Origin of the sequence: Sodalinema gerasimenkoae IPPAS B-353 (assembly GCF_009846485.1) — a bacterium.
Lineage (GTDB): Bacteria > Cyanobacteriota > Cyanobacteriia > Cyanobacteriales > Geitlerinemataceae > Sodalinema > Sodalinema gerasimenkoae.
The window spans coordinates 3,522,679-3,540,738 of the sequence record NZ_ML776472.1 but is presented as its reverse complement, the minus strand read 5'-3'; the positions used below and the strand labels follow the sequence as shown (position 1 = coordinate 3,540,738).

The window sequence follows — 18,060 nt, the reverse complement described above, 5'->3', positions numbered from 1 at the left end:
CAATCAAAGCGGTCACGAGGCTAACTTGGCACAGGTCAAGGCCAACGCCATTTGTTGGGTGCAACGGTGAATCCACTCCACCTCGTTTTCCTGAACGGCGTTGGGACTTTTCCATTGCAGAGAGGCCAAGGCCAGCAGTTCCTGGCGAAAGACCACAGGTAACACTAAGTGAGCTTTCACCCCTGCGGTCTGATAACTCTCCAGTTGGCCCAACTCAGCATCTCCGGCGACGTTCGCGACCCCTTGCACGGACTGACTGGCGATCGCCTCCTTGGCTAAGGGATCATCCCCGAGGTCGATTCTCTCGTCTTCGCCATAACAGACTGGGGTTCCGCTAAGGCTATCCCCATCCATCAGTTGCAAAACGCAAGTGTCAGCCTCAAAGTTCTCTCCCAAGGCATCAGCGATGGGTTGTAAGGATGACCCAAGATCCGCCGAGGTTTGGGCCACTTCGATGAGGGTGGCTAACACCGCCATCTGAGCTTGAGACCATTCGAGTTCCTCTGTTTTCTGTTTCAGTAACTCGTAGGTATCGGCGGCACGTTGCACCACCCCGCGTAACTCATTGGGGTCCCAAGGTTTGGTGATGTATTTATAGACTTGTCCAGAGTTGATGGCCTCAACCAAGTCTTCAATATCCGTAAAACCCGTCAGAATAATGCGGACTGTATTGGGAAACTGAGTCACGGTTTTACTTAAAAACTCCGTGCCTTTCATTTCCGGCATCCGTTGATCAGAGACGATAACCGCCACTTCGCCCTGTTTTTCCAGAACCTCAAGGGCCTGAATGCCACTTTCGGCTTTATAAACCTGGAATTCTCGGCGAAAGGTGCGATAGAGCAAATCTAGATTATCTGGCTCATCGTCAACCACCAGCATTTTCGGTTTCTTGGGTCGCATCGAAGTCCTCAATCGAGTCTTTACGTCATCAAGTTCTGGCATGGTATTGATTGTACCTACCTCCATTTGGACAGTTTGTCCCTGATCAAATCGGAACTCGCTCATGTCCCTGGCTTGGAGACAGTCAAGTACCTGATCTATGATACTTTGCCAGGTGGGCGATCGCGAACCTCAGGTCTGTGACTAGAGAAATCTTCATATCTGCCCCGATTTGTCCTGAACAGTCGAGTCCCGACCCCTACAGATTAACCCCTTCCCTGAACCTCTTGATAAGGAGACCCCCGATGGATGTCATTCCCGCGATTGATTTATTAGGTGGCCGTTGTGTCCGCCTCTACCAAGGGGACTATGATCAGTCCCAAACCTTTAGCGAAGACCCCGTGGCCATGGCCCAACAATGGCAAGACCAGGGTGCTAGTCGCCTCCATCTGGTGGATCTCGATGGGGCCAAGGAGGGTCGTCCTGAAAATAGCGCGGTCATTGAGGCCATTACCCGCCACCTGTCGATTCCGGTGCAACTCGGGGGAGGCCTGCGCGATCGCGATACCGTGGCCCGAGTTTTAGACTGTGGCGTTGACCGTGCCATTCTCGGAACGGCTGCGGTGGAACAGCCTCAGTTGGTTCAACAACTCTGTCAGGAGTTTCCGGGACAGATTGCGGTGGGGATTGATGCTCGTGATGGCTCGGTGGCAACCCGCGGCTGGTTGGAAACCTCTGAAGTCAAGGCCACGGATTTAGCGCAACAGATGGCTCAATATGGGGTAGCTGCCATTATCTATACGGATATCCATCGCGATGGAACCCTCAGCGGCCCTAATCGGGAGGCCTTGCGAGAGCTGGCTGAGGCCATCTCGGTTCCGGTGATTGCCTCGGGGGGGATGAGTTCAGTCTCTGATTTATTGGGGTTACTCTCCCTTGAATCCCTGGGGGTGACGGGGGCCATTATCGGTCGGGCCCTCTATACGGGGGATATTTCTCTGAAAGAGGCGGTTCGAGCCGTGGGTGAGGGACGCTGGCAAGATGTGCCCCCGGATTTGGGGTCCTCTGCGTTGGCCTAGGGATTTTGTCCTAAGGATGTCTGGGAATCTCGGGAGTCCGGAAACCATGAGATGGCGAGCCGTGAGAGTGCTGCTGGGATTCTCGCTGGGGTTGCCGTTGGGGTTGCCGTTGGGGTTGTCGATGCCGTAAGCTGCCCCGGCGGAAGTTTTGGTCTAACCATTGGCGGAATTTATCTTCAATGGCGAAGGCCTCCCGTTCAAAGACATTATCCTTGTAGCGGAGATCGGCTCGCTTGTACTCCCGGAAATACTCATGACCAAAGGCGTGAAGTCCGCCTAGGTCTTCCGATTGCCGCACATGGACTAACTCATGGGCCAGAAGCACCAGTTGCTCGGGATCTTCGGGTGTATAGGGGTCATTGATATAAATGCGGTTCCCATACACCTGAGCATTGGATGAGCCGACATCAAGCCGTAGGTTTGCCCCCACCCAGTTATCAATCAGTTGTACGTCATAGACGACCTCAACGCGATCGACGAGATCACCAAAAAAAGGACGTAGATATCGCTTCTGAGATAGGGTGAGGGAAGACCCATGGGGGTACTGATACCACATAACCTGGGCGATCGCCTGGTAGGAAACGGCTCCTAGACGAATTAAAATGGGTTTGGGCAAACGTTCCGGGACCTTGCCCTCGCAGAGTTGTCCGAGCAGAGTATGGCTCGATATACAGGAGACAATCGTCTGTTCAGAGATTGACCAACCCGACAAGACCACCGTCAGACAGCTAAAAAAACTGAGCAACCCCACCGCCATGCGGTGGTAGAAGCGCGTTAACCTCAGTCGTGGACGGGTTCGGGAACGTCGTCGGGTACTTGAGCGGCGGCTTTGACGGTAATGGAGTTTTAACCGAGGCGATCGCATTTCAGTCTCAAATCTGGGTGAGCGGGACAAACAGGGTTATCAAACGTTTCGCCAAATCACAGGGTTCCGCGTGGGACGCAATAGCAGGCAATGACTCTGGCTTTCAACTCTGGGGTTCAACTCTCGGTCCGAACTGAGTTGAGTGAGCATTAAATGTCTGTCCCCCTACTTATGATAAACAGAGAAGCGGTCTAGTAATAGTCTTCCTCTTATTAGGCGTATGACGATCGCCTGTAATAAAACGTTCCAAACGGCGCTGATTTTGTAGAAATGTTAAGTTTTTTTTAGGTATCCGGAATTACAGACTTTCGATAGATGGCTATCCTTGAGCGGCAGTCTCTCAGGATCAGGCGATTTCTGGAAATGAACCCTCAGGACTCATCCACCCAGAGAACCGTTTTCTATTACAATACAAGTTAATCTTAAATTCGTTCCACTCCTGCTTTTTCTTAGATGACTCAAACCAATCCTGAAACTGTCACAAACTCCCCCGAAACACAAGACGCAACAATTCCTTTTTTGCCCGTCAAGGAGTTATCTCCAGAGCAATGGTCAACTCAGGACTTTATTCAAGAGCATCAAATTCCGGGGATTCCCGTAGTTCTGCGCCAGGGAGTGTCTGAACCGGAATGGAACCTGGAGTATTTAGAGTCAAAAATCGGCTCGGAAAAATTCCTCTGTCGCTTTTATGGCCAGGAGCGACAAACCCTCGACAAACGACAATGGCAAACCATCGGCAGTGGTATTGCGGCTAAATGTCTCTCATTTTTTGAGTATGCGAACCTAGTACGCTCTGGAAAGGCTCACCGTGAGGATATTTATTTAGCCAAATGTCCCCTTGCCACAACACCGTTAGCGAACTCCCCGAGCTTGCAAGCTCTTGGTCCTCAATTTAACCTGCACAAAGGCATAACTGACTTCAATCTTTGGGCTGGGGCCGGTGGTCATACCGAAAGCCTACATTATGATACCTTTGATGGCACGTTAATTCAGTTAGCCGGACAAAAACGGGTGGTGTTATTCCCTCCTTCGCAACTGTCTAACCTCTATCCTTTCCCCCTAATAGGTCATCTGCACCATGGCTTAAAACTCCGGTCTTGGTTTAGCCAAGTGTATCCAGACAAACCTGATTTTGGGGCGTTCCCCGGTCTTGAAGAAGCCTTAAAACACCGCTATGAAGTGATTTTAAATCCCGGCGATGTTCTCTATCTTCCTGTGGGTTGGTGGCATGAAGTCAGTGCCCTAGGAGAGGGGTTTGTCTGTTCCGCAAACCGATTTTGGGCCGTGTTTCCCCGCCGCCGGGTCTTATCTCAATGGAGTTCCTGGCGTACCTATTTTGCCTTTTTGTTATCGATGCCCTTCATGAGCTTGAAATTTATTCAAGCCCTCACCAAACCGAACCGCAAGGAAGAGTTAGAAAAAGTATTACGGATGTTCTAAGGGGCAGTTTTGGGTGTTTTAAGGAAGTTTCAAGACAGATCCGGATGGGCGATCGCCGGCCGTGAGGGATGAAGTACTCTCTTAATCCATATCAATACGGGCCACATGAAACCCCATGACACATTGATAATGACGATCCGAGCGATCGCCACTAGAACTCACCACCCGTCCACAATCGAGTTGTCCTCCACGCCAGCGTGGTTGTCCATTGTGGTCAGCCAACATACAGCTTTGACAAACTTGACAAGTGGGTAAAAGGGAATTGTCCGTTAAAATCACAACCATGATTCTAAGACCTCCAAAACAGGATTGACGCTGACCTAACTCCATTGTAAGCCGTCCATCCACCGCTGGGCGATCGCCCGCTGCACCTAAGACAGCCCACCCTTCACCTAACAGCCGAAACAGGCTACAATCAGGAGTTCGGGCCACCAGCATACCCCCCAACCTAAACCATCCGTAACACCTGTAACCCGTCGTCAGCAGACGCACCCAGACGATTCAACTCAATCATGACTCAGACTAACTTAGACTTCCTGGCTGCCAGCGATCCCACCCTGGCGGAGATCCTCAACTCGGAACTGCAACGCCAGCAGGATCACCTAGAACTCATCGCCAGCGAAAACTTCACCTCCGCTGCGGTTCTAGCGGCCCAAGGGTCGGTTCTCACCAACAAATACGCCGAGGGGCTGCCCAACAAACGCTACTACGGCGGCTGCGAACATATCGATCGCGCTGAACAACTGGCCATCGACCGTGCCAAAGAGCTATTTGGCGCAGCTCACGCCAACGTTCAGCCCCATTCCGGCGCCCAAGCCAATTTTGCGGTCTTCCTAGCCTTGCTGAAGCCAGGAGACACCATTATGGGCATGGATTTGTCTCATGGGGGTCACCTCACCCATGGTTCTCCAGTGAATGTCTCGGGGAAATGGTTTAACGTCCAGCATTACGGAGTCAGCCAGGAGACCGAACAACTCGACTACGAGGAAATCCGCCAACTGGCCCTCAAGCACCGGCCCAAACTCCTCATCTGCGGCTACTCCGCCTATCCTCGCACCATCCACTTCGACAAATTCCGGGCCATCGCCGATGAAGTGGGCGCCTATCTCCTGGCTGACATTGCCCACATCGCCGGACTCGTCGCCAGCGGCCATCACCCCAACCCCCTCCCCCATTGCCATGTGGTCACCACCACCACCCACAAAACCCTACGCGGTCCCCGGGGCGGTCTGATTCTGACCCAGGATGCTGACTTGGGTAAAAAACTCGATAAAGCCGTCTTCCCCGGTAGCCAAGGCGGTCCCTTGGAACATGTCATCGCCGCCAAAGCTGTGGCCTTCGGAGAAGCCCTCAAACCAGACTTTAAGACCTATTCCGCCCAGGTGATTGAGAATGCCCAAGCCATGGCCGGGCAACTCCAGGAACGGGGTCTTAAAATTGTCTCCAATGGCACCGATAACCACTTGATGCTGGTCGATTTGCGATCGGTAAGCATGACCGGGAAACGGGCCGATGCCTTGGTGAGTGGGGTTAATATCACCGCCAACAAAAATACCGTTCCTTTCGATCCCGAATCTCCCTTCGTCACCAGTGGCTTACGCTTGGGGTCCCCCGCCATGACCACTCGGGGCATGGGTGTGGTCGAATTTAAGGAAATCGCGAACATTATCGCCGATCGCCTCCTCAACCCGGAGGATGAGGCTGTGGCTGAGACCTGCCGTCAACGGGTCGCTAGCCTTTGTCAGCAGTTCCCGCTGTATCCACATTTACGGATTCCGGTTCCCGCTATGGCGTAGATTAAGTATCCGCGATAACAGAGTTTCTGGGCAGTCCGAGTGGGCTGTCCTTTTTTTTGTTCCTTTAAGATGCGGGAGGGCCAGAAATTTTCCGGCTCCTAAAAACCGCTGTAACGTTTTATAGTACTGGTTTTGAGAGCTTCAGGTGTTTGGAATTCCTGAGATCAAGGGGACGCAATCATGGCAGAAGTTAGCGCGATCGCGGTACACTAAGCCCCATTGCTCCAACCCTGACCCCACCATTGGGCTTCAACTCCAGATGCCGCAACATCTGTATCATCTGTTTGCCTTCGTAATTTCCGCAGCCCTTGTTCTAATTACCACCCCCTGGGTGAAGGAACTGGGCCTGCGGAGTGGACGAGTCGATATTCCCAATGATCGCAAAGTTCACGATCGCCCCATGGTTCGCCTAGGAGGTGTATCGATTTTCCTGGGAACCCTAATTGCCCTACTTCTGGTTTGGAAGCTAGGGGGATTCATTGACACTGATGGCAATTACCTCGATCCCGCCACGGAATATGAAATTTGGGGAGTCACCATTGGCGGACTCTTCTTTTTCCTGATTGGGTTTGCCGATGATTTGTTCAATCTCTCCGCCATTACCCGCCTCTTCCTACAAATCCTCATCGCCAGCGTCGCTTGGTCGTTATGTGGTGTCAGTATTGACTTTCTCACCATTCCCTTCTTCGGCTTAGTGGAGTTACCGGGCCTGGTGAGTTTACCGGTGACGGTGATTTGGCTGGTGGGGATGGCTAATGCTATTAACTGGATTGATGGCCTTGATGGCCTAGCTGCTGGCGTCTCAGGGATTGCAGCGGTGGTTCTGTTGGTGGTGAGTTTGTTTATGGAACAACCGGCCGCCGCCCTCATTGCCGCCGCCTTAGCGGGAGGGGCCCTGGGATTTCTCCGCTACAACTTCAACCCAGCCCAAATCTTCATGGGGGATGGCGGGTCTTACTATCTCGGGTTTACTTTGGCCGGTGTCGGGGCGATCGGTTTGGTCAAGAGTACCGCCGTTACAGCGGTGTTACTGCCCTATATTATTTTGGCGGTTCCCATTTTTGATATGTCAGCAGTGATTGTCGATCGCCTCCGTAATGGCATTTCTCCGTTTGCGGCGGACAAGCGACATCTCCATCATCGCCTCCTCAATGCCGGTTTGTCTCATCGGTTCACGGTTCTGTTTATCTACGCCCTCACCCTCTGGGTGGGAGGGTTAGCCCTGGCGTTTGCGGGACTTCCCAGCGGTCAGGCCTATGCCTTGGCCGCCACCTCCTTATTGGGTTACACCGCTTGGAAAGCCTGGAAGTATGCCCGTTAATGTCAATTTAAGGGGGAGGGTGAGATTCGGGCTAATCTACGGAGACTGTCACGGCGGCAACAGCGATGAGCATATCATCATTTTTATCCTCTAATTCAGGAATCGCTCGCCCCACGGTGACCATTCCTCCCGACTCAACCCGTAGGGTTTTTTGTCCAAAGGGCAAAACCGCTAACACCTCCTCCTCCCGAACTTGTTCAGGATAAGGAACCGCTACCTGAACATCCACATACATCTGGTTGGGATGATCTAATCGGGCCACTTCCCAAACTCCTGGTAGGGCATTATGGGCGATCGCATTGCGAACGGCCCGGGTGGCGGCCACAGTGGGATCTTGTCCATGTTGGTCGATCCCCATTCCCATCTCAATAATTAAACGTTTACGAGCCATGACCTTCCCTAAACTGTTGCGGTATTGGGACAGTTTAGCCGAAAGTTCCCATCAAAATGAGCAATTTTGCCAAAAATGGGTCGAAGAAACCCTCCCCCCGATTTCGGTTGCACTCACTGGGCAAGTCCGCAAAGATTCCCTATCTTAGTAATAGATAGCCGCAGCGACAAAAAAACAACTATGAACTCTTTACCTCACACTGGACGCGAGAAAACCGATAACCCCCTCTGGGATTATGTGCAGTCCCTCTCCCCTGAGGCGATCGCCAAACTCTCCCAGCCGAATCCGGAAGTAGCCCAGGTGATGGAACGCTCGATCGCCGGAATGTTAGGAACGCTGCCCCCCGAAGGCTTCGATGTCGCCGTCACCACCTCTCGGGAAAATCTCAGCAAACTCCTCGTTTCTGCGATGATGAATGGGTATTTCCTGAACAGTGCCCATCAGCGGATGGCGTTTGACCGCTCCCTGCAAGCGGTACACACCGATGATGACCAAGATGGTCACCAGTAGGCCTGACTCGCCATCGGCCAACCCGAGAGGCGCGTTAAGCCTGTTGGCGTAGAAACTCTCGCACCTCATCGGCGTTGGGCTGGGCGGCGATCGCCCCTGGCTTTGTGGCAGTTAATGCCCCCACTGCACTGGCGTAAATCATCACAGTGCGAGCGTTTTCAGGGTCATGGAGGGCATCAACACCATGTTTTTGTAGTTGATGCAGAAATCCGGCAACAAAGCCGTCTCCTGCTCCCGTGGTGTCTTGCACCGTCACGGGAAACGCCTCGATGTTCCCCACCACATCGCCAAAACAGTAACTACAGCCGCGATCGCCCCGCGTGATCATCAGCTTACTCACCCCTGGCAATTGTGTGACGACTTCTGTCACCACCTGGGTGTTAAAAAGAAAATCCGCTTCTTCTTCCGAGAGTTTTAGTAAATCGGCATCGGTGATCGCCTTGCGAATCATCGCCTTTGCTGACTCAACATCCTGCCAAAACACCGGCCGCCAGTTCACATCGATTAAGACTTGCACTCCATGCTGTTGGGCCAATTCTCGACAGCGGGCGATCGCTTGCTGTGACTGGGGATAGGCTAGTTCCAGAGTCCCCATTACCAAATACTCCGCTTCCACAAACAAGGATTCAGGAATTTGTCCCGCATCAAGGCGAGTGTCGGCAAAGTCGGCACTGTCGAACCCTCCAAACCCTGCAAATTCGCGATCGCCCTCCTCGCTTCGCACCACATACACCTGTCGGGTGGGGGCCTCGGGATGTCGCTGTATCCCCGTTATCTCAACTCCCACATCGTTTAAAACCTGAACTAACTTATCCCCCGGTTCATCGTTCCCGACACAGCCAATAAATCCCGCCGGGGTTCCCAACTTCACTAATCCACAAGCCACGTTCGCTGGCGCACCTCCGGGATAGGGAGTCCAAGAGTCAACCTCATCATAGGGTTTGCCCACTTGATCGGCTAGGCAGTCAAAAAGGATTTCTCCCAGACACAAAACGTTTGAAGTCATAATGGGTTAAGAAGGCAAGAGGCAAGAGGCAAGAGAAAAGACGTAGGGGCGTACCCTTGCGGTCAGCGAGCGATAGCCGAGCTGTGGTCGGTGAGCGATAGCTAGAAAAGACGTAGGGGCGTACCCTTGCGGTCAGCGAGCGATAGCCGAGCTGTGGTCGGTGAGCGATAGCCGAACCGTGGTCACCCTCTTACCCTTGCGGTCAGCGAGCGATAGCCGAGCTGTGGTCGGTGAGCGATAGCCGAACCGTGGTCACCCTCTATCCACTATCATCTACTATTCATCGTGTTGATTATTTTTGACGGCAATTGCAATCTTTGTGTCACCTTAGTGAAACTTCTGGAATCTTTGGACAAGGGCGATCGCTTTCGGTATGTGCCGATGCAGGAGGAACGGGTGTTGTCCCAATTTGAGATTACGCCCCAGGGCTGCGAGTTGGGTATGATTTTGCTGAACCCCGACAATCCTCAGGAACGTTGGCAGGGAACGGCGGCGGCTGAGGAGATTGGGCGACGACTTCCGGCTGGGGAGGTGTTTGTTTCGGCGTATCGCAACTTACCGGGCCTGAAGAATTTAGGTGACGGGGTGTATGAGCAAGTGCGGGATAATCGCTATGATTGGTTCGGCCGCCGGGATAGTACCTATGTGTCTCAATATCCTCCAGATTTTAAGGCTGACGCGGCTGAATAGCGACTCCAGGCTCGTCGGAACCAGCGATAGGCTAGGACAACGCTATGGGGAACACAGAGGGCAAACAGGTTGAGGCCCAAACAGAGACTGGCGAGACTCAGTAAGATGAACGTGGGGGCTTGTACCACACCCACCGCAAACCAGGTCCAAACATGAAGAATCATCGTTACGGCAAAAATCATCGCCATAGCGGCTGATAGGAGCCTTATGGATAGGGGTTTACGGGTCGCAACGACTCCCAACGTGGTAAGGGTGGTTAGGAGGTTTGCAGGGACGAGAAAGGCGCAAATGCCGAGACAGTGGAGACGAGAGAGTTCGGCGATATGGGTAAAATCGATCATATTGACGTTTAATCCTGTTGAGGTGGCCGAAGCCCAGTTTCGAGGCAGTTTTGATGTATCCGTGCCGACTAGGGTGCAGACTATATTTTATCGGTTCTGGCCAAGATTACGAGTTGGCGTTGTCCATTTTTTGCATCATGGCGATTTATGTCTATTGGGGAGAGGATGAGTTTGCCTGCGATCGCGCGGTACAGACGTTACGCGATCGCAGTCTCGATCCGGCTTGGGGGTCTTTTAACTTCGACAAAATCCCCGCTGATACCCCGGATGCCACAATTGAAGGGTTAAATCAGGCGATGACTCCTCCCTTTGGCGGTGGACAACGCTTTGTCTGGTTAGTGGACAGCCCGATTTTGCAACAATGTTCCCAAGATCTCCAGAAAAACCTTGAACGTACTCTTCCCCAACTCCCAGAGAGTTCGGTGTTACTCCTCACCAGTCGCAAAAAACCGGATCAGCGGCTGAAATCCACTAAACTTTTCAAAAAGCTGGCTGAGTTTCAGGAATTTTCCTCAATTCCTCCCTGGAAAACGGAACTCCTGATTCGCCGAGTTCGCGAGGTTGCCCGGAGTCTGGAGGTTTCAATTACGCCAGTGGCGGCGGAACGGTTGGCGGAAGCGGTGGGAAATAATACTCGCCAGCTATTTACGGAACTCGAGAAGCTGAAACTGTTTGTGGGAGACGAACAGGTAGGGGTAAACGCCGTTGAGGAACTGGTCACCACCACCACGCAAACGAGTTTACAACTGGCGAAAACGATTCTTCAGGGAGATACGGCGGGGGCCTTGGGCTTGGTTCATGATTTAATTGCCCGTAATGATGTTCCTATTGTCATTTCGGCGACGTTGATTGGGCAATTTCGCACCTGGCTTTGGGTGAAGTTGATGATAGAGTTACGAGAACGGGATGAGAAGGCGATCGCCCAGGCAGCGGAGGTGGGCAACCCAAAACGCATTTACTTTCTCCGTCAAGAGGTGAGTCGCATTTCTCTGGGACAGTTACAGCAAACGTTACCGATTTTATTAGCTTTGGAGACTCAGTTAAAGAGTGGTGGGGATGCGATCGCCACTTTGCAAATGAGGGTGATAGAGTTGTGCGGTGTTTGTCGGAGATAGGCGAGAAAAGGCAAAAGGTAAAAGGCAAAAGGCAAAAGAAGGGAACAGGGAACAGGGAACAGGGAACAGGGAACAGGGAACAGGGAACAGGGAACAGGGAACAGGGAACAGGGAACAGGGAGAACCCACCCTTAACCCCTCCCAAGAGGGGATGGATGTAGGGGCGAACGGTGTTCAGCGAGCGGTAGTCAAGGTGCTGTTCGCCCTCTCCTGGCTGTTCGCCTTGCCATCCCCTCCTGGGAGGGGTGCCTGGAGGGCGGGGTGGGTTCTGCCTCTTGCCTTCTTTTCCCAAGTTTTTTTGTCCTATTCAGACCAATTTTTGCGATATCATTGCACTGCCAATTGTTCCTGGGCGTAGTTGAGATTTTGACGATACTCCAACGCCTTCTGACGGGCCAAATCACTCTGTTCATGACTCTCTGGAACATTCTCCATTCCAGTTATAGCCGCGTTCCAACCATCAACGACCTCTTGCCACTCTTCAGCGGTTTGTGCCGTTTGGGTTAAGTTTGAGGCTTTAATAGCCTGGTTAACCGCATCCCGGAAGGGATAACTTGGCATAATAGATGAGACTTCAATCTCTGAATCAGTCGTAGGTTCTGGGTTGAAAAATGTGGCTTGTAAGGCATCTCGATGAGCAAATAGGAGGCTGCCTGAAAGCCCCAATAACCCGCAGCTTAATAGGACTACAATTACCGGTAAGGCTTTGGATGTATGAGTGGCGATCGAGGTTAAGGGTTGAGCCATTTTTTGATGGTCAACTAAGGCTTTAAGTTGCGGTTTGAATCGATTTAACCAAAGGTCTTGGACGTGATAAATGTAAGTCGCAATTAAAAACCAGATTAAACTCCAGAAACTCCAATAATAGATGAGAGATTCATGGTCTCTGACCACATAGCCTCTTGAAGAATAAGTTAATGTCCCTGAACCCTCAAAAAGTTGGTAAAACCCTACTATTTTTGCAGCAAGAAACCGTCCAGATAATTCACCTGTGCAGAAATAAATATCTGTATTGATGTTGCTATCTATATTGATAAAATCCGAACAAATACCAAGACTCAGCAAGGGAATTAAGGATAATAAAATAAAGGTCGTCATTCCCATGATTAGAGTTCCCTTATATCCTTCTGTCACGCTTAAACGATTGGGCTTTAAAAGCGCATGTTTTCGAGGTTTAGGTTGACGCCAGTAAAACCAAAATGCGTGGTAAAACAAAGCCAAAAATAGACTACAGAAGCTAATTAAAAATAATCCTACCAAGACAAAGACCAGGGCGATCGCCAAACCGCCATCCACCCAGGTTATGAAGTAACCAATAATTAAAGAGCTGACACCGATTACACTAATGAAGGTAAGCGGAAAACCAATTAAAGTGAGGAATAATGCTTTAAAAAACGAGGTGTAGCGAGGTTTAAAGAGTTTGGGAACGGGTTTGTCTGGGTTGGATTTGGACTCAGAGACAGCAACAGTTGAAGAGAGTGCTGGTTGATTGGGGTTTGGGGCCGCCTCAGATTGTTGGAGTGAAATTTTTTTGGCGTTTATAGCCGATGTGCCGTTACCCGTGTGAGATGGTTCCAATGATAACTGGTGTTTCCAGAGGGGATCTGACGCTCCGGGACGAATGGCGATGACGCGGACAACTTGGAGTGATTCTAGGTCGAGTTTACGAAGAATTCGGTGCAGACGGGGTAAAATCCAGCGGCGATCGCCAGATTCATCGATTAAAACAACAACCCGCAGACAGGTTCCTGATTTCGAGACATCCATCTTAATCACGTCGTCTTTGAAGACAGAATTAAGGATGGCTGCGATCGCCCGTTCGTCGCCGGCTTGAGCTTGGGCCAACAGACTGGACATAGCTGGATTGGGATTATAGATGTAAGCTACTCAAAGTATACCGGGTTTATCGCATATTGCCACATGGTTTTAAATTCGGTTACAAACCTTAAAACCCAATCCATGAACGTTTGTTGGCCATCCATTGGGCGCTATACTGGCTAAGGCGTCCAGGGGGACGTTATGGCTTAAACCTACCCCGAAATGAGAGTGCTGAGAGTGATGTTACATCTGCGAGTTCTGTCCAAACCACTAGCTACCGCTGCAACCATCTCCCTGCTTTTACTCAGTGGCTGTGGGGGAAATGCCTCGAACGAAAACGCTCCCGTCGCCGAGGGAGAAAATAGCCCCCAACCCTGGCTAAACAACTATACGACGGCACTTTGGCAAATCGAGCAACAACGGCAAACCACCTACCCAGTTCTCCAGGAGAATATCCCTGACACTGAACAAGCTGCCTTGGCTAAGGTTCGTTGCAATCAACCGGAGACGATTCGCGGCTTTTCACGAACTCTGCGGCGAGAAATTGTGGCTTACTGCGATCGCGTGGCCGAGATAATCGAAGCGCAAAACTTAACGGTTGACGAGTTTAATCAGATTCGCGATCGCCTCGACGAAGATCCCCTCCTGGAAACTCAAGTTATGCAACAGTTAACTGAATTACAACTGCAACAGCAAGGCTAGGCTGAATAGCCTGAATCCGGTCAATTCTGAAGTCATAATTAAGAAACTGGTAGTACTAGAGAGGTAATGATGGATTTGTTAGGATGATCATGAAGCGACAGAACAACCCCCATGCCTCACTGCCCTGATTGCAATTCTAAGCGAACCGTCAAAAATGGCCACATCCACACGGGCAAGCAACGGTATCTATGCCGTAACTGTGGTCGTCAGTTTGTCAAAAACCCAACCAATAAGGTCATCGACACCCCGACTCGCGAACTCATTGACCGGCTCTTGCTAGAACGCATCCCGATGGCTGGAATTGCCCGGGCGGTTCAGGTGTCTGAGCAATGGCTGCAAGACTATGTCAACTGTAAAGCCGCCCAGACACACAGGCAAGTCGCTGTCAGTCCAAAAAAAAAGGGCCGATGACGGTGCAATGTGATGAACTTTGGTCGTTTGTGGATCACAAGGGCAACAAACAATGGGTCTGGTTAGCTCTCGATGCCGAGACCCGTGAGATGATCGGCGCTTATGTCGGTTCTCGCGCTGCCGAGAGTGCGCAAAACCTCTGGGATTCCCTACCCACAGTCTATCGGCAATGTGCTGTGATCTACACTGACGCTTGGGAGGCTTACCGGCAGGTGCTGCCGAGCAAACGACACCGGGTCGTCAGTAAGTCGAGTGGCAAGACCAGTTACATTGAACGGTTTAACAATACCCTCAGGCAAAGGGTTTCACGCTTTGTCCGACGCAGCTTAGCCTTCTCTAAAAGTTTACGTAATCACATCAGCCTCCTGTGGAATTTTATTCACCACTACAACGCATCATTACCTCTTTAGTACTACCCTTTAATGGAGTTGTTAACTTCACCCCGGATGATATCCTCGGCTTAGCCGTTGGCCAACTCTAAGGGCTGTCAGTTGAGAGGGAAATACAGGACTCAAGCACCTAATTTCCCTCTCAACTTGGACGGTCCCTTGATATAGCAAAAGTTGGTCTGAATAGGACCAAAACCAGGGGTAAGAAGGCAAGAGGCAAGAGGCAAGAGGCAAGAGGCAAGAGGCAAGAGGCATAACCCACCCCTGCCCCTCCCAGGAGGGGATTGCAAGAGGGAGGTTTTTCCCTATTCCCTGCACCGCACTGAGCCTGTCGAAGTGTTTCCCGTTCCCTTCTTCTTCCCTACTGCCTTCTTTTGCCTATTGCCTTCTTCAATAACGAGGAATAGAGCGATCAATAGTAACTGAATAGGAGTCAATCCCCCCAGCGATATTAAAGACCCGTTTAAATCCCTGCGACTCTAACCATTGACAAGTATAGGCAGAGCGGATTCCATGGTGACATAATACGTAGGTTTCCACATCAGGATCGAAACGCTCTAAAATTTTAGGAATCCATGCCTGAGATTGACTCAGGGGCAGATTCTCGAACCCCTCTAGGGCGGCGATCGCGACCTCCTCGGGTTCTCGTACGTCAATCAACTGTAGGGGCTGCGTTTCGGAGGCTAGACGCTGCACTAACTCATTGACGTCAATGGATTTCACGGACTCAACCATACCCTGCCTCAATCAGTTTTTATGCAAATCGTTTACGCGGGTTATCAGCTCTAAGGGATGATGCAATTTGGTGTATGAATTAGGCGTCAAAAAACTTCTGCAACGATTCGCCCAAGCTTTCCACTAGAGACAGATCATCAGATTCAAAGGAAAATTCTTCCGCTTCAATCTCCTTAACTTTTGCCTCAGGCAGCCCTAACAAGCTCCGCAATTTTTGATAAGCGGTGGCCTCTTCTTCGTTGATTTTAGGCTCATCGGGTGTCCGCGAGCTTGAAGCAATCACTTCGTACCCCAACCGCAACACTAACTCCCGTTCTTCATCGGTTTTAAGTTTCGGAACTAAGTCTTCTAGGGGAATATTTTGAATACAATAGGCCTGCAAATCTTCCCGCAACTTCTCCCGTTGCTCAGGGCCTTTGGCAAAGAGTTCACTAAAGCGGGTGAGCATCACCTCAACTTCTTTCTGAGCCAGTTCTCCATCGGCCCAGGCCATGGCAGCGACAATCCGCAGCAAGTTCATCTGGCGAGGAGAAATGGGTGGGGGTGCTGGAGGTTGAATTGGCATAGGAGTAGGGAATGAAGAAAGCAGTAGGGAAGAAGAAGGCAGTAGGCAGTAGGCAGTAGGCAGTAGGGAAAAAGAAGGGAACGGGGAACGGGGAATAGGGAAAAATCTCCCTTTTACCTTTTGCCATCCCCTCCTGGGAGGGGCTAGGGGTGGGTCATGCCTCTTGCCTCTAAACGGCACTAGGCTATTTGGGGCCTACCACCACGACGGTAACACGCGATCGCCGTTCCCCCCCCTGGGCAGTAAAAAAACTTTAGGGTTGTCGGGCTAGCCATGCTTCAATCCCTTGGGCTAGGGAGACGGCCAGGCGTTGCTGTTCTTGTTCGTCCATAATCCATTCATACTCGTATGGATTAATCATAAATCCTAACTCCAAGAGAACAGATGGGGCAATTTGAGGACGAGTTAGGGCGAAGTTAGCCCAAAATATGCCATATTCGGGGCGATTGAGGTCTGTCACTAGGTGTTCGTAGAGAAACACCGCCAAATCCTCAGCCTGGGGGTGATACCAAAATGTACCAATCCCGGCGGTATTTTCCGCATCGCCACTGTCGGGTAAGGCATTGTAATGGATACTTAAGGCTAGGGTGGGTTCGGCTTTCTGAATCATATCCATCCGTTCCCGCAAGCCCACATCAATATCCGTTTCCCGGGCGAGAACGACTCTCGCTCCCCGCCGTTCCAACTCATCTCGCAAGAGTAAACTCACCGTGAGGGCGGGTTCTTTTTCTCGTATCCCCGTGGGGCTAGTGGCCCCTAAATCCTCAGGGCCACCATGGCCGGGATCAATGAAAATGGTCGTCCCACTCAGGGGTTGACGTGGGTTGATGCGCGGGGGATGTCGCAGCGTCAGCACTAGAGTGGTGTTGTCATAGCGCAGATCATACCCCCACTGCTGGGGTGAGGTCATCTCAAAGGTATATTGAACCCGATCGCCCTCTAACTGTTGCCAGGTCATGCTACGAATGGCGGGATTGCCCCTGAAAGCAATTAAATCCGTTTGGGCGGTGGTGTTGTGGAGGGTGAGGCGGAACTGTCCCCCCTCTTGTTGAACTTGAGGAGGAACACGACGATTCAGGGGAAAGTGAATCTCAGTGCGATCGCCCTGTTGGCGACTACTAATACTGCGAATCACAGCTCGGGGAGGCTGTCCTGCATCCTCTACCTCCACTTCTCCTCGATTCACCCAAACTCCATAATCTAGGCGTAGCCAATCCCCTTGGGCACCAGTCACCGCCGCTTGTACTCCTTCAGGAATGGGCGTCAGACGAGAATAGCTGGTTCCCGGACCTGTTCGTGAGACGGCTTCGGGACTAATAATCCGTGCTACGGGGAGAGGACTGATATGGGCCGGGACAATCTCGACGGTTCCTGAAGCCGTGTCTCTCAGGCGGCGATCGCCCTGACGCAGTTCAAAAACGGGCTGTCCTAAAAGACCCGTTTCTTCAAACCGATGACAGCCTTCATAGCGGGTAGCCATGGCAGTTTGAGGCTGATTTTCCCCTGTCAGCACCGCCGCATTTCCAGGTAACTCACTGCCATTCCCATCGGGAAGCAAGGGAATCTGACGTCCTCCAACCGTGACGGAGCCGCTAAAATCGGCGGCGGGGGCCAAGGCACTAAAACAGACCAATTCTCCCGCCTGGCGCGTGATATCCACAGCGGGTTCGAGGGAACCTTCCGCAAAACCGAACCCGTCTTCGGGGAAATCGGGAGCACCCGAGAGACGAATCACACGGCGTTGCACCTGGCGATCGCCCACCTGCACCTCGATAACATTCTCGCCAATCTCTAGGGGAACACTAGGGGCGAAATGTCCGGACTGAGAGCGGTTAATAGAATCGCCATTGATCAACACCGTCTGATTGGGGTTCGCCGTGCCGATGACAAAGATGCGATCGGCGAGGGTTTCATGATTGTCTGGGGGATATGACAGATGGAGAGAAGACCCAGCCTGAGCTGAACTAGCAATCATAACCAGAATAAACGCGGATAACGCAAGGACTA

General features: G+C 51.6%; 20 protein-coding genes. 10 read left to right on the top strand and 10 right to left on the bottom strand.

The genetic code is table 11. The features are described 5' to 3' along the window. Positions 1-12: 12 nt before the first annotated feature. Positions 13-900, bottom strand: a complete 888-nt coding sequence (locus L855_RS15390; RefSeq protein ID WP_246198905.1) for a response regulator — start codon at positions 898-900, stop codon at positions 13-15. Between the two features lie 284 nt (positions 901-1,184). On the opposite strand from L855_RS15390, the gene hisA reads away from it, so the two are divergent. Further along, a complete protein-coding gene (hisA, locus tag L855_RS15385; protein ID WP_159789465.1) occupies positions 1,185-1,958 on the top strand; it encodes a 1-(5-phosphoribosyl)-5-[(5-phosphoribosylamino)methylideneamino]imidazole-4-carboxamide isomerase in 774 nt (257 codons plus the stop codon). Positions 1,959-1,968: 10 nt separating this feature from the next. Here the strand turns inward: hisA and L855_RS15380 are convergent, their stop codons facing one another. After that, positions 1,969-2,853 (bottom strand): eCIS core domain-containing protein, encoded by an 885-nt coding sequence (locus tag L855_RS15380; protein ID WP_246198902.1) that lies wholly within the window; start codon positions 2,851-2,853, stop codon positions 1,969-1,971. Between the two features lie 423 nt (positions 2,854-3,276). Here L855_RS15380 and L855_RS15375 point away from each other — a divergent pair, with 423 nt between their 5' ends. Then, the gene (locus L855_RS15375; RefSeq protein WP_159789463.1) at positions 3,277-4,263 is read left to right on the top strand and encodes a cupin-like domain-containing protein; all 987 of its coding nucleotides are present in this window, start codon (positions 3,277-3,279) and stop codon (positions 4,261-4,263) included. 81 nt (positions 4,264-4,344) lie between these two features. Here L855_RS15375 and L855_RS22490 read toward each other — a convergent pair whose 3' ends face one another. Then, on the bottom strand, positions 4,345-4,701 hold the full coding sequence (locus L855_RS22490; RefSeq protein WP_343039295.1) for a hypothetical protein: 357 nt from the start codon (positions 4,699-4,701) through the stop codon (positions 4,345-4,347). Between the two features lie 74 nt (positions 4,702-4,775). On the opposite strand from L855_RS22490, the gene glyA reads away from it, so the two are divergent. Further along, positions 4,776-6,059, top strand: coding sequence for a serine hydroxymethyltransferase (gene glyA / locus L855_RS15365; RefSeq protein ID WP_159789461.1), 1,284 nt, complete (start codon positions 4,776-4,778; stop codon positions 6,057-6,059). Positions 6,060-6,318: 259 nt separating this feature from the next. Continuing rightward, positions 6,319-7,380, top strand: coding sequence for a glycosyltransferase family 4 protein (locus tag L855_RS15360; RefSeq protein ID WP_159791133.1), 1,062 nt, complete (start codon positions 6,319-6,321; stop codon positions 7,378-7,380). Between the two features lie 31 nt (positions 7,381-7,411). Here L855_RS15360 and L855_RS15355 read toward each other — a convergent pair whose 3' ends face one another. After that, positions 7,412-7,771 (bottom strand): Lin0512 family protein, encoded by a 360-nt coding sequence (locus L855_RS15355; protein WP_159789459.1) that lies wholly within the window; start codon positions 7,769-7,771, stop codon positions 7,412-7,414. Between L855_RS15355 and L855_RS15350 the strand changes: the two genes are divergently transcribed. Together L855_RS15350 and L855_RS15345 are read left to right on the top strand one after the other, a co-directional pair. Further along, the gene (locus L855_RS15350) at positions 7,770-7,919 is read left to right on the top strand and encodes a hypothetical protein (protein ID WP_159789457.1); all 150 of its coding nucleotides are present in this window, start codon (positions 7,770-7,772) and stop codon (positions 7,917-7,919) included. The two genes, L855_RS15355 and L855_RS15350, sit on opposite strands and share 2 nt — an antisense overlap. Positions 7,920-7,951: 32 nt before the next feature. Continuing rightward, on the top strand, positions 7,952-8,281 hold the full coding sequence (locus L855_RS15345) for a DUF760 domain-containing protein (RefSeq protein ID WP_159789455.1): 330 nt from the start codon (positions 7,952-7,954) through the stop codon (positions 8,279-8,281). 34 nt (positions 8,282-8,315) lie between these two features. On the opposite strand, the gene L855_RS15340 is transcribed toward L855_RS15345, so the two are convergent. Then, positions 8,316-9,287, bottom strand: a complete 972-nt coding sequence (locus tag L855_RS15340) for a carbohydrate kinase family protein (RefSeq protein WP_159789452.1) — start codon at positions 9,285-9,287, stop codon at positions 8,316-8,318. Between the two features lie 285 nt (positions 9,288-9,572). Here L855_RS15340 and L855_RS15335 point away from each other — a divergent pair, with 285 nt between their 5' ends. Then, the gene (locus L855_RS15335) at positions 9,573-9,977 is read left to right on the top strand and encodes a thiol-disulfide oxidoreductase DCC family protein (RefSeq protein ID WP_246198901.1); all 405 of its coding nucleotides are present in this window, start codon (positions 9,573-9,575) and stop codon (positions 9,975-9,977) included. On the opposite strand, the gene L855_RS15330 is transcribed toward L855_RS15335, so the two are convergent. After that, positions 9,938-10,318 (bottom strand): hypothetical protein, encoded by a 381-nt coding sequence (locus L855_RS15330; RefSeq protein ID WP_159789450.1) that lies wholly within the window; start codon positions 10,316-10,318, stop codon positions 9,938-9,940. The two genes, L855_RS15335 and L855_RS15330, sit on opposite strands and share 40 nt — an antisense overlap. A 137-nt stretch (positions 10,319-10,455) precedes the next feature. On the opposite strand from L855_RS15330, the gene holA reads away from it, so the two are divergent. Next, positions 10,456-11,433 carry a DNA polymerase III subunit delta gene (holA, locus tag L855_RS15325; RefSeq protein ID WP_159789448.1) on the top strand — a complete coding sequence of 326 codons (978 nt, stop codon included), beginning with the start codon at positions 10,456-10,458 and terminating at the stop codon, positions 11,431-11,433. Between the two features lie 327 nt (positions 11,434-11,760). Here holA and L855_RS15320 read toward each other — a convergent pair whose 3' ends face one another. Next, positions 11,761-13,290: a hypothetical protein gene (locus L855_RS15320; protein ID WP_159789446.1), complete on the bottom strand. Its 1,530-nt coding sequence runs from the start codon at positions 13,288-13,290 to the stop codon at positions 11,761-11,763. Between the two features lie 201 nt (positions 13,291-13,491). On the opposite strand from L855_RS15320, the gene L855_RS15315 reads away from it, so the two are divergent. Beyond that, positions 13,492-13,953 carry a DUF4168 domain-containing protein gene (locus L855_RS15315; protein ID WP_159789444.1) on the top strand — a complete coding sequence of 154 codons (462 nt, stop codon included), beginning with the start codon at positions 13,492-13,494 and terminating at the stop codon, positions 13,951-13,953. A gap of 111 nt (positions 13,954-14,064) precedes the next feature. Then, positions 14,065-14,774 (top strand): IS1 family transposase gene (locus L855_RS15310; RefSeq protein WP_219729836.1). Its coding sequence is split into 2 segments (ribosomal slippage): positions 14,065-14,362 and positions 14,362-14,774, totalling 711 coding nucleotides; the frame shifts between segments, so codons are not numbered across the junction. 369 nt (positions 14,775-15,143) lie between these two features. Here the strand turns inward: L855_RS15310 and L855_RS15305 are convergent. The 3 genes from L855_RS15305 to L855_RS15295 form a co-directional block, all read right to left on the bottom strand. Further along, positions 15,144-15,488: a rhodanese-like domain-containing protein gene (locus L855_RS15305; protein WP_159789442.1), complete on the bottom strand. Its 345-nt coding sequence runs from the start codon at positions 15,486-15,488 to the stop codon at positions 15,144-15,146. Between the two features lie 79 nt (positions 15,489-15,567). Next, a complete protein-coding gene (locus tag L855_RS15300) occupies positions 15,568-16,053 on the bottom strand; it encodes a tellurite resistance TerB family protein (RefSeq protein ID WP_192925039.1) in 486 nt (161 codons plus the stop codon). Positions 16,054-16,306: 253 nt separating this feature from the next. Further along, positions 16,307-18,028 (bottom strand): N-acetylmuramoyl-L-alanine amidase, encoded by a 1,722-nt coding sequence (locus L855_RS15295; RefSeq protein WP_246198899.1) that lies wholly within the window; start codon positions 18,026-18,028, stop codon positions 16,307-16,309. Positions 18,029-18,060 lie beyond the last annotated feature (32 nt).